Consider the following 11643-nt stretch of genomic DNA (forward strand, 5'->3'; position numbering starts at 1 on the left):
TGGGGGCGCGCGCTTGATCATCCTGGGCTTGAATGCGTTTCACGGTGATTCTGCCGCTTGTCTGGTCAAGGACGGCGTGTTGATCGCCGCCGCCGAAGAAGAACGCTTCCGCCGCATCAAGCATTGGGCCGGCTTTCCCGCGCAGGCGATCCGCTACTGCCTGGACGAGGCCGGGCTAAAACTCGCCGATGTCGATATCATCGCGGTCAATCAGGACAGCCGGGCAAACCTCGCGCGCAAAATCGCCTATGTGGCGACGAAGCGCCCCGATCTTGGCTTCGTGCTCGATCGCCTCAAGAACCGCCGCGCGCGGCGGGGCATCGCCGAATATCTCGCCGAAGCCTTCCTCGGCGACACGTTCAAGGGGCTGCACGCGCCGATCGAGCATCACCTCGCGCATCTTTCCTCCGCCTTCCACGTCTCGCCGTTCCGCGATGCCAGCATCGTCTCGGTCGATGGGTTCGGTGATTTCAGCAGCGCGGCCTGGGCGCGCGGGCATGATGCGGAGATCGACATTGAAGGCCGGGTCTATTTCCCGCATTCGCTCGGCATCTTCTATCAGGCGCTGACGCAATATCTCGGTTTTCCGCATTATGGCGACGAGTATAAGGTCATGGGCCTCGCTCCTTACGGCGCGCCCACCTATCTCGATAAGATGCGCCGCATCGTGGCGCTGGAGGGCGATGGTGGCTTCAAGCTCAATCTCGATTTCTTCAATCATCACCGCCAGGGCACCGCCTATCAATGGACCGACGGCATCCCGGACATTGACGAGCTGTTCTCCCCCGCGCTGGTCGATCTGCTCGGGCCCCGGCGCCATCCCGCCAGCGAACTGACGCAGGAGCATCGCGATCTCGCCCGCTCGGTCCAGGCGATGTACGAGGAAGCGTTCTTCAACCTGCTCGACACGCTCTATGCCCGCCACCAGCTCCCCGCGCTCACCATCGCCGGCGGCTGCGGCAATAACAGCGTCGCCAACGGCAAGGTGCGCCGCCAGACCGGGTATCAGCACGTTTATGTGCAGTCCGCCGCGGGTGATGCCGGCGGCGCGATCGGCGCGGCCTTCGCCTACTGGCATCAGCAGGGCAGCCCACGCGGCTTCGTCATGGATCATGCCTATTGGGGGCCCGGCGCCAGCGACCGCGAAATCGAAGCGTTGATGATCGCGCGCGATGCCGAGATTGAGGCCGCCGGCTGCTCGATCCGCCACATCGCCGACGAGGCCGAGCTGACCCGCCACACCGCCACCGCGATCAGCGACGGCAAGGTGATCGGCTGGTATCAGGGCCGCATGGAATGGGGCCCGCGCGCGCTGGGCAATCGCTCGATCCTCGGTGATCCCCGGCGGGCCGATATGAAGGACATCCTCAACCGCAAGATCAAGCGGCGCGAGAGCTTCCGTCCCTTCGCCCCCTCGGTGCTGGATCGCGCCGTGCCGGACTGGTTCGAGGAGGACGATGCCGTGCCCTTCATGATGCAGGTGTTCCAGATCCGCGAGGAACAGCGCGTGCGGATACCTGCGGTCGCGCATGTCGATGGCTCGGGGCGGCTGCAGACGGTCAGCGCCAGCACCAACCCGCGCTACTTCCAGCTGATCGAAGCGTTCGAGGCGATCACCGGCGTGCCGATGCTGCTCAACACCTCGTTCAACGAGAACGAACCCGTCGTATGCCGGCCGGGCGAAGCGCTCGATTGCTTCCTGCGCACCAAGATGGACCTGCTCGTGCTGGGCGACGTGCTGATCGAACGCCGGCCGGTCTGATGCAGCGGCGGCGGACCATGCGATGAGCCCGATCGTCGTCCTCCATAAAGTCGCGGCGCACGTGCAACGGCGCTCCCCCTGGCTCGGCAGTCGTATGATGCTGGCGCTCGAACGGCGTCGCGGCGAGCCCGAATATGCCATCCTCGATCAACTGGTCGATCGCCGGCGCAGGGCGCTTGATATCGGCGCCAATGCCGGCATGTATACCGGCGCATTGCTACCGCTGGTCACCGGCGTGATCGCGTTCGAGCCCAATCCGGCGCTTGCCGCGCAGGCCCGCCGCGCCTGGCCACGCGCGCGGATCGAGCAATGCGCGCTGGGCGACGCCACGGGCGAAGCCGAATTGCGCATGCCGGTCAGTGAGGCGGGCGTGGTGATGAGTGGCTACGCCTCGATCGCCGCGGGCAAGCAGTGGGCGCGTGAACAGCGCGTCACCGTGCCCGTCCGCCGGCTCGATGATTTCCATCTCACCGCTATCGGCTTCATCAAGATCGATGTCGAAGGCCACGAACTGGCCACGGTGCGCGGCGGCTGGGACACGATCACGCGCGAGCGGCCGACCATGCTGATCGAAAGCGAAGCCGATCATGCCCCCGGCTGCCCGCAGGCGCTGGTCGATCTGCTCGCCACGATCGGCTATTCGGCGCAGTTCTACGATGGCACCGTGGTCCGTCCCTTCGCCGATTGGAGCCCGGCCCGCCGGGCGCGTCATTATGACGGCCCGATCAATAACTTTATCTTCCGACCTGCGCCGTAACGCCGTGCCCGGTGGCGCGAACATCGAGGGGGGAGTGCCGGCCATGACTCACACGTTCGAAACAACGCGGCTGGACGCGCAGCCCGGCTGGCCGGAAAGCTGGCGGGTGTCGCAGCATCATGACGATGTCGAGATCTGGGGCCGCAAGAGCAATCCCGGGTACACCCGCATGTATCATCAGCGCCGCGATCGCGTGCTGTCCGCGTTGCGCAGCGTTGCCGCGCCGGGCGCCCGCGTGCTCGATCTGGCCGCCGCGCAAGGCAATTTCTCGCTCGCCGCCGCCGCCATGGGCTATGACGTCACCTGGAATGATCTGCGGGCCGATCTGATCGACTATGTGAAGCTCAAATCGCCGCTCGCCGCCCGCTTGCATTTCCATCCCGGCAATATCTTCGATGTCAGCGACGATGTCGCCGGCACCTTCGATGTCGCGCTCGCGCTGGAGGTGGTCGAGCATGTCGCGCATCCCGACGCGTTTCTGGCGCAGCTTGCCAAGGTGGTGCGCCCCGGCGGGCACATCATCATCTCCACCCCCAATGGCGGCTATTTCCTCAACACGCTGCCGCGCTTCTCCGATTGCCCCGACGCCGCGATCTTTGAAGATCAGCAGTTCAAGCCCGATTCCGACGGGCATATCTTTTTGCTGCATCAGGACGAGATCGCGGCGCTGTCGGCGCGCGCAGGGCTGGAACTCGTGCGGCATGAGATGTTCACCACCCCGCTCTCCGCCGGCCACGCCAAGACGCGCCACTTGCTGCCCTTTCTGCCTGCCGCCGTGATCGAGGCCGCGGAGAGGCTGACTACGTTGCTGCCGCTGGCGGCACGCCGCAAATTGTCCAGCGCCTCGATCACGCTGCTGCGCCGCCCCGCCTGACGACGCCCGCATGAGCGCCCGGATCGACCCGCCGATGATCGGCCAAACGGCGCAGCCACCGCCGCCGTCCCGCTTCCGCGCCTGGCTGCCGCTGATCGTCGGCCCTCCTGGCCCTGCTCGCGCTGGATTACGCGCGCACGCACGTGCTGATCAAACTTGCCGAACCCGGGTTCGGCGCGGAGACCGCCAACTTCCGCCAAACCGGCACCAGGACGCAGTGCGCCGATGCCAGCGACAGTGCGTATTGCCTCGCTTCGTGGCGCAAGGCTGGCGCGCCGCCCGCGGTGTTGTGGTTCGGCAATTCGCAGCTCACCGGCATCAACCGCTACGGGCCGGGCGATCTCAACGCGCCCGAACTGCTGCGCCGCACGCTTGCCCAGCGCGGCCACTATCTCGTCACCTACAGCCAGCCCAATGCCGATCTCACTGAACAGACGATCGTGTGGAATGCCACCGCGCCGGCCTATCGCCCCAAATTGCTCATCCTGCCGATCTGCTACGATGATATTCGCGAGCTTGGCGTGCGCGATACGGTGGCCGATTTCGTCGATCGGCCCGCGGTGATGGCGCGGCTCAGGGCGCAATCCTATTGGCCGCTGATCGCGGGCGCCGTGCAGCAAAGCGCCAAGGCGGGAGCCCCGCCGGCCACCGGCCATGCCTCGATACAAACCACCGTCGACGCGGCCGCCACCCGCTTCCTCCGCGACCATTGGGCGTTATGGCGCGATCGCGACGCGTTGCGCGGCGCGCTCGGCTTCGTCACGCATATCCTGCGCAATGAATTGCTCGGCATCCACTCGACTAGCAAGCGCCCCGTCGACACCAGCATCTATGCCGATCGCCTGGCATTGCTCGACGGTCTGGTTGCCGATGCCCGCGCGCACGGCACCGACGTGTTGCTTTATGTGCCGCCCTATCGCCAGGATATCGACGGCCCCTATCCGATGGCCCAATATCGCGGCTTCAAGCGCGATCTGCAGCAATTGGCGATGCGCCACGGCGCCGGCTTCGCGGATCTCGATCCGATCGTGCCCGGCCCCGAATGGGCCACCGTCACCGATGCTGTGTTTGGCTTCAAGGAGCCCGATTTCATGCATTTCACCGCCGCCGGCCACCGGCGGCTCGCCGCCGATGTCGACCGCGCGACGCGCCGCCTGGGCTATTGAGCGATGCTGTTCAATTCGGTCACCTTCCTGTTCCTGTTCCTGCCGATCATCTGTGTCCTCTACTGGCAATTGCGCGCCACGGCGCGGCTATGGCTGCTGCTGATCGCCAGCACGATCTTCTACGGCTTCTGGCGCATCGAATTCGTGCCGCTGATGCTGGGCAGCGCAATCATGGATTATTATCTCGCACTGGCGATCGACCGGCAGGAGGATCCGCGCCGGCGTAAACGGCTGATGCAGGTGAGTATCGTCGTGAACCTCGCCATCCTCGGCTTCTTCAAATATTTCCTGTTCGTCCGTGACAGTCTCTTCTCGGCCAGCGAACTGCTCGGTTTTCACCCCAGCTTCACCACGCTCAACATCATCCTCCCGCTCGGCATCAGTTTCTATATCTTCCAGACGCTGAGCTACACGATCGACGTCTATCGCCGCGATATCGCGCCCGAGCGCAGCCTGCTGCGCTACATGACCTTCGTCACCTTTTATCCGCATCTCGTCGCCGGCCCGATCATGCGGCCGGACATCCTCATCCCGCAACTGAAAGACCCTGCGCCGTTCTATGGCCAGCAGGTGCGCCGCGGTATCGAGCGGATCATCGCCGGGCTGTTCCTCAAGGTCGTGCTCGCCGATACCATCGCCGGCTTCGTCGATCAGGGCTTCGCCGGCAGCCTCGCGCAGATAAGCGCGTTCGATGCCTGGACGCTCGCTTTCCTGTTCGGCTTCCAGATCTATTTCGATTTTGCCGGCTATTCCTCGATCGCGATCGGCGCGGCGATGATCATGAACATCTATGTGCCGGAAAATTTCAACTTTCCCTATGTCGCCACGTCCCCCCGCGAATTCTGGAAGCGCTGGCATATCTCGCTGTCCACCTGGATCCGCGATTATGTCTATATCCCGCTGATCGGCCGCTATCGCGCGCCGGGTCATGGCGCCTGGGATACGCTGGCCGAGCGTTCGGAGACCGTCGCCGGCCAGCCGCCGGTGAGCGACGCCAAGCGCACGCGCGCGCTATTCTCCACCTGGGCGATCATGGGGCTGTGGCACGGTGCCAACTGGACCTTCGTACTGTGGGGACTGTATCACGCGGTGATGGTCTGGGCGCAGCGGCTGCTGGCGCCGCGGCTGCGCTTCCCGGGTGGCGCGATCGGCGCGCTGCTGGGTGTGGCGATAACCTTGCCGTTGATGATGGCGGCGTGGATCCCGTTCCGCGCCAAATCGCTTGGCGATACCTTCATCCTGTGGGGCAAGATGCTCGATCCGCGCCAATATCATGCCTTCGGGCTGGCCCCGAACAGCTATATCATGGCGGCGGCGCTGACGCTGGCGATGTTCGCGGTGTGGTTCGTGCGCGATCGCCTGGTGCCCCGCTTGGCGGTCGATAGCGCGGCGTTGCTGGCCGCCAAGTCGCTGTATCTGACCATCACGATCGCCCTTGTGTTCGTCATGCTCGAAGTCAAAAGCACCTTTATCTACTTCCAGTTCTAGGCCGAGACGTGGCGGCTGGCGCGGGTGTCGCTGCCGTTGTCGCGCGGCTCGGTCACTCGGTTCGGGCGCGCCATGATGCCGCAGCACAAACCAAAAACAACGCCGATCGCGGCCGTCCGCAGCGGGTAATCGACGATCTCGTGCAGCAAAACGATTGCGGTAACCACCGTCGCAGCCTCCGCCAGCGCGTCGCGCACGGGGGCGGTCCAGACACCGATGGTCGTGCGCATCCACCAATAGGCAAAAGCCAGCATCAGGATCAGCGCTGGTGCCCCGCCGCCCAACAGAGTCTCGAGATAATCGTTATGCGCATGATTGGCGAACACGTTGGTCACCGTCATGGGGTTCTCATAGGCCGGATATACCACGGCAAAACTCCCGAGTCCGGTGCCCCAGGGCGCGCTGTCGCCGATCGCCCTGAGCGTACGCTCCCACAGCACCAACCGCCCCATCCCGTCGCCGCCCGCCCCGCCGGTCTGGCTTGCCACGAGCACGACGCCGGCACCCAATACCGCCGCGGCGATCGCCAATATGGCGAACGCGCCGCGCTTGCTGGCGCCGCGACGCCACCGGCTGATCGCATAAATCGAAACGAGCCCGATCAGCGACAGGCCCAAACCGGCGATGGAGCTGGTAAAGGCCACGCCGAGCAACGCAAACAGGACGATGGGCACCAGCAGCAGCCAGGCGCCGTTCGTGCGTCCGCCCCCCCGTCGCGCCACCAGCCACGCCGTGGCGATCGGTATCGACAGTGCGCACAGCGTCGCCAGATGATTGCTGTTGGCGAAAAAGCCGACGGCCAGGCCCCGGTTGGTGACCGCGTAAAGATAGAGAGCGGAGTCCAGCCCTGTGGCTCGTTGCGTGAGCCCCAGCATTACCGACAGCATCATGATCGCCGTAATCGTCGCATATAGCGCGATCAGCTGTTGCCGCGGCGCGCGCATCCCGATCAACAGCGCGGCGATCGCGGGGAGCAGCGCCAGCGCGGCGCCCAGCGTCGCCGCAGGCGCAAGGCTGAACGGACGCCAGCCGGGCGCGATACCGGCAAGCCGGAGTGTCTCGATCGCGAGCCGACGACCCGGCAGATTGGTCCAGATTTCCGGCGGCAGCGGCAGCAATTGCACAATCGCCAACCCGCTCGCGGCGATCAGCAACCACAAAACACGGCGCGGCGGACCTTCGGTAGCGTCGGTGCGCGTGACGAGAGCTGCCGCGATCGCCACGGCCGCCATCATCTGGATCGCGGCATTCCCATAGATTCCGCCTTGCGACGCCCCACCCATCAGCAGCGCGGCGCAAAACAGGAGGTAGGTCAACAAACTCTGCGCCGCACGCGTCATTGCTGAACCGCAGGTCCGGTGGCGGGCGCGGGCAACGCTGGCCCTGCGCCGTCATCCTGCTGCAGCGCAACCGATGCGATGCGCGCGCTCAACCGCACGGGAAATGCCGAGGCCGTGCCGATCAGTGCCAACGATACCGCAGCGCAGTCTTGCCCCGGCACGATGAAATCGGGCGATCGCTGCGGACGCCCGATCACCGCGGGATCGAGCGTCAGTTCGCCCAGCACGCCCCGCGCCGGCAGGCAGGTCACCCGCCATGTCAATGCGCTGCCGGTGCTTCCCGGCGTGGCGCTCGATGCCTCGTCGAGGGTGCTCGCTAGGCGATAGCTGCCCGGTGCCAGCATCACCACCTGGCTTGCCAGGGTGCTGACCTGCCGCCCCGCATAGGAGACGTTCAACGCCCCCTCACCAATCGTCGCATGGTCACTCCCGGCATCAATCAATTGCCAGTTGAATGGCGCCGCACCGGGCAGTCCGGCGAAATTCGCATCATAGGGAGCGCCGACCGCCCCCAGCGCGTCATCGGGCAGCATCGACACCCAGGCGAGATAGGCGCGCTCAATATCCCCTTTATTGACGAGATCAGTGACGAACGCCGTATCGTCACCCGCAATCCCCGTCGGGCGCGTCCGGTCGAGCGGGTTCATCAACGCATAGCGCACCGCCGGATCATATTTGTGTTGCGCCAGCAGACTGAGAAACGGTGCGCGCCACGGCGGATTGATGCTGAGCGCGGCGGCGATCGGCGCGATCGCTTGGCGGTCGCGCGCCGCCGCCGCGAGCATCGGCAAATAGGTGAGATATTGCGGCGGATCCACGGCGAGTAACCGCAAGACGCTGATCGCGGCATCGCCATTGTGCGCCATGCGCATTTGCCGATCGACCCGCGCGAGCCAGCCCAGCCTGGTGCGGGGCTCGACGCGGAGCGCCTGCTCGGCCAGTGCGGCGGCGCCGCTGGCGTCGCCCCGCGCGTTGCGGTCCAGCGCGGCCAATGCGATCGCGGTGCCATCCAGCGGATTACCGGCCAGGGCGTGACGGAGTACGGAGCGTTGCGCGTCGTTGAGGCGCAGGCTCAGCCCGGTTGATCCCATGGCAAGACGTGAAGCAGTGCCAGTGCCCGCCCCGCCCAACAAAGCGGTCAATTGGGCGTCGCGCGCCAGATTGTCCCTCGCTTGCATCGCGATAAGCGCGGCACAAACGACCAGCAACGCGCCCGCGCCCGCCCATCGCGCCAGGCCGCCGTACAGGAGGGGACGCGCTGCCATCTGGCGTCAGTTGATGTTGATCGACAATTGGCGCTGAGGATCGGTCTTGCCCCGCGCGGTGCCGTTGTCCTCGTGGCCATAGCCGTAGCCATAGCCATATCCGTACCCATAGCCATATTCATAGCCCGAGCGGCGCGTGTCGAGTTTCGTCAGCACCACGCCGATCAGATGCGCGCCTGCCTCCTGCAGGCGCGCGACCGAGCGCTTGAAGATCGGACGACGGATTCGCCCCGCCTGGGTGATCATGATCGTGGCTTCGCACATCGACGCCAGCAACGGCGCATCGGCCAAGCCCAGGATGGGTGGAGAGTCGACGATCACGATGTCAACGATGCCTTCCGCCTCGGTCAGCAAGTCTCGCATCCGCCGCCCGGCGAGCAATTCCGCCGGGTTGGGCGGGATCGGCCCCGACGGCACGATATAAAGCTCGGCGAAATTCGTCGGGGCGAGATGATTGCGGATGCTGTCGCGGCTCGCCAGTAGCGACGACAGGCCATATTGCTCGTCCAGCTTCACCTTGAACGTCGGCTTGCGCATATCGGCGTCGATCAGCAGCACGCTGCGCCCCGATTTGGCGAACTTCTGCGCCAGTGCGAACGAAGTGACCGATTTTCCCTCGCCCGGGGCACAACTGGTGATGAGGATCGATTTCGCGATTCCACCGGGCGTGGCGAACGCGATCGAGTTGCGCGCCGACGAATAGGCTTCGGATTGCTCGGAGGTCGGATCGATCAGCGATTCCGCCACCGACCGTCCCTTGGGCGCGGTGGGAATCACACCGAGCAGCGATAGTTTGAGCTTGTCCTTGATATCGTCCGGGTTCTTGATCGTATCATCGATGAACTCGATGGCGAATGCGATGCCCGTGCCCAGCAACAGCCCCAAGAACAGTGCGAACGCCATATTCTCCGGGATCGACGGCGCGTATGGCGCGCCGGGCTGTTTGGCGCGATCGATGATCGAAACGAGACTGTTGGCCACGCCCCCGGCCACGCCCACTTCCTTGTAGCGCTGCAACAGCCCGTCATACAGCTGGCGGTTGGTATCGACCTCGCGCTGCAGGATGGTGTATTGAATGCTGCGCCCCCGCAAATCCATCACTGATGATTTCAAGCCACTGACCTTGGCGCGCAATCCGTTTTCGCGGCCCACGGCGGAGAGATAGTCCGCGCGCAAATCCCCCGCGGCGGCGCCCGAAATGCTGCTCGACGAACTGGCAATCTGCCGCTGCAGCGATTGAATGCGCGATCGCAATTGCAACATTTCCGGGAAGTCGGGCTTATAAAGATTGAGCTTGTCGGCATATTCCGCGTCGAGCGCGGCTTTTTGCCCCACCAGCGCTTGTACCGAGGCGCTTTGCGCGACCTGCGATTGCGGGCCGGACCGCAGTGCATTGCGATATTTCTGTTCCGCCGAGATGCGATCGCTCTGCGCCGTGGCGAGCGCTTCGTTCAGCGCGACGAGCGAGGCGCTGTCGAGCGAACTGCTGGTCGTGTCGCTGCCATCCTCGTTGCTCGTTTTGCTGACCACGATAATGCCGGCCTTCTGCGCATAATCGACGAGTTGCCGCTCCGATGTCTCGAGCTGACCTTTGACCTTGGCGATACGATTTTCGAGGAAATTGCGGGCATAGGCAGTCGCACCATATTGGCGCTCGAGGTTGGCCGCGATGAACCCGTCGGCCATCGCATTCGGCACGTCCGCCGCGAGTTTTGCCGACGGGCTCGAATAGGTGATATTGATCAGGCGGCTGGAGGGCACCGGCGCGACCTGGACATTCTGCACGATCGTGCCTGTGGTAACGCGCTTGCCGCCCGTACCGCTGCCCAATCCGAGATCGGCTATGACCCGCTCCGCCAAGGACCGGCTCTTCAACAGGCCGATCTGGGTCGCCAGATATTGCGGGTCCCGCACCGCCGTCTGCCGGCTGCCGCCGCGGTCGTCACTGGTCAGATCATCGTCCTGCAGCGCAATTTCGACTTGCGCGGTGGCGCGGTACATCGGCACCGACAGCAGCGAGACCGCCAATCCGATGAGCAACGCAAACGCGGTGCACCCGAAGATCAGCCACCGCCACTTCCTTAAGACGCGCCAGATTTCATGCGGATCGATCTCGGCGATCGCGCCGTCCGGGGGAGATAAGGGCCGATACGGCGCGACGCCCGCTGATCGCGGATCGACGAGCGCCTGCCGCCCCGCCAGCCGCGGGGCACGATCCTCGGGCGCTGGCGTATAATCGTTCATGAACCCCCCGAATCGTCTTGGCCGATACCGGCAGTCGTGTCGGCCACGCTCAGAACGGCCGGAAAATCGATAGGATCGGCACGGCCGTCAGCGCATCGCGGAAATTCTGCCGCGCCTTGTTGCCATCCACCACGATAACATCGTTGCCGAAGATCGCCGGGTCGGGCGCGCCACCGCGGCGAATATCCGTCAGGTCGAACGACGCCGCCTGGCGCTGTCCGCCAATCACGCGAAACACGATGACGCGACGTGGATTTGCATCCGTATCGGTGCCCCGCGCCAGCGCGATGGCCTGGATCAGCGTGGTCGGCCCGGCGATCGGATAAATCCCGGCCTGTTTGACCGAGCCATCGATCGTCACCCGCTGATTGTTGGCGGTCTTCACCGCCACGCGTACCTCGGGATTCTGCAGATATTTGCTGCCAAGCAGGGCGGCCAGCTCCGTCTGCAACTGGTCCGCCGTCTTGCCCACGGCGCTGACCTGACCGATCAGCGGCATGGTGAGGTTCCCCGTCATGTCCACCGTCACATCGCCGGACATTTCGGGGACGCGAAACACCACGATGGCGAGCTGATCCCCGGGTCCGATATGGTAACTTTCGTCGGTTTTGAGCACGATGGGCGCGTCCGGAGCGCCAAAATTGGGCACATCATATGGCACCGTGCCACCACGCTTGTCGGCGCAGCTCGATAAGCCCAGCGCAGCGACAGCCAACCAGGCAACGCTGCACCACCTCGCAACCCGCC

At 64.8% G+C, this 11643-nt stretch carries 9 protein-coding genes; 5 read left to right on the forward strand and 4 right to left on the reverse strand.

Annotation, left to right across the window (positions count from 1 at the left end; translation table 11 throughout):
* The first annotated feature begins 13 nt into the window (after positions 1–13).
* The 5 genes from ABC969_RS03260 to ABC969_RS03280 all read left to right on the forward strand — a co-directional run bounded on the left by ABC969_RS03260 (position 14) and on the right by ABC969_RS03280 (position 6047).
* Positions 14–1762, forward strand: a complete 1749-nt coding sequence (locus tag ABC969_RS03260; RefSeq protein ID WP_345862920.1) for a carbamoyltransferase family protein — start codon at positions 14–16, stop codon at positions 1760–1762.
* 22 nt (positions 1763–1784) lie between these two features.
* Positions 1785–2519 carry an FkbM family methyltransferase gene (locus ABC969_RS03265; protein ID WP_345862921.1) on the forward strand — a complete coding sequence of 245 codons (735 nt, stop codon included), beginning with the start codon at positions 1785–1787 and terminating at the stop codon, positions 2517–2519.
* Between the two features lie 43 nt (positions 2520–2562).
* Complete coding sequence (locus ABC969_RS03270; protein WP_345862922.1) at positions 2563–3393, forward strand: methyltransferase domain-containing protein; 831 nt, start codon at positions 2563–2565, stop codon at positions 3391–3393.
* Positions 3394–3536: 143 nt separating this feature from the next.
* On the forward strand, positions 3537–4559 hold the full coding sequence (locus ABC969_RS03275; RefSeq protein ID WP_345862924.1) for an SGNH/GDSL hydrolase family protein: 1023 nt from the start codon (positions 3537–3539) through the stop codon (positions 4557–4559).
* A gap of 3 nt (positions 4560–4562) precedes the next feature.
* Positions 4563–6047, forward strand: coding sequence for an MBOAT family O-acyltransferase (locus ABC969_RS03280; protein ID WP_345862925.1), 1485 nt, complete (start codon positions 4563–4565; stop codon positions 6045–6047).
* Here the strand turns inward: ABC969_RS03280 and ABC969_RS03285 are convergent.
* Genes ABC969_RS03285 through ABC969_RS03300 form a run of 4 tightly spaced genes read right to left on the reverse strand, consistent with a single transcriptional unit; the run spans position 6044 to position 11611 of the window.
* On the reverse strand, positions 6044–7363 hold the full coding sequence (locus ABC969_RS03285; RefSeq protein WP_345862926.1) for an O-antigen ligase family protein: 1320 nt from the start codon (positions 7361–7363) through the stop codon (positions 6044–6046). The two genes, ABC969_RS03280 and ABC969_RS03285, sit on opposite strands and share 4 nt — an antisense overlap.
* Before the next feature lie 20 nt (positions 7364–7383).
* Positions 7384–8652, reverse strand: a complete 1269-nt coding sequence (locus tag ABC969_RS03290; RefSeq protein ID WP_345862929.1) for a tetratricopeptide repeat protein — start codon at positions 8650–8652, stop codon at positions 7384–7386.
* 6 nt (positions 8653–8658) lie between these two features.
* Positions 8659–10896: a GumC family protein gene (locus ABC969_RS03295; protein ID WP_345862931.1), complete on the reverse strand. Its 2238-nt coding sequence runs from the start codon at positions 10894–10896 to the stop codon at positions 8659–8661.
* Between the two features lie 49 nt (positions 10897–10945).
* Positions 10946–11611, reverse strand: coding sequence for a polysaccharide biosynthesis/export family protein (locus ABC969_RS03300; RefSeq protein WP_345862932.1), 666 nt, complete (start codon positions 11609–11611; stop codon positions 10946–10948).
* Between the last annotated feature and the right edge of the window lie 32 nt (positions 11612–11643).

Origin of the sequence: Sphingomonas qilianensis (assembly GCF_039614825.1) — a bacterium.
GTDB lineage: Bacteria > Pseudomonadota > Alphaproteobacteria > Sphingomonadales > Sphingomonadaceae > Sphingomonas > Sphingomonas qilianensis.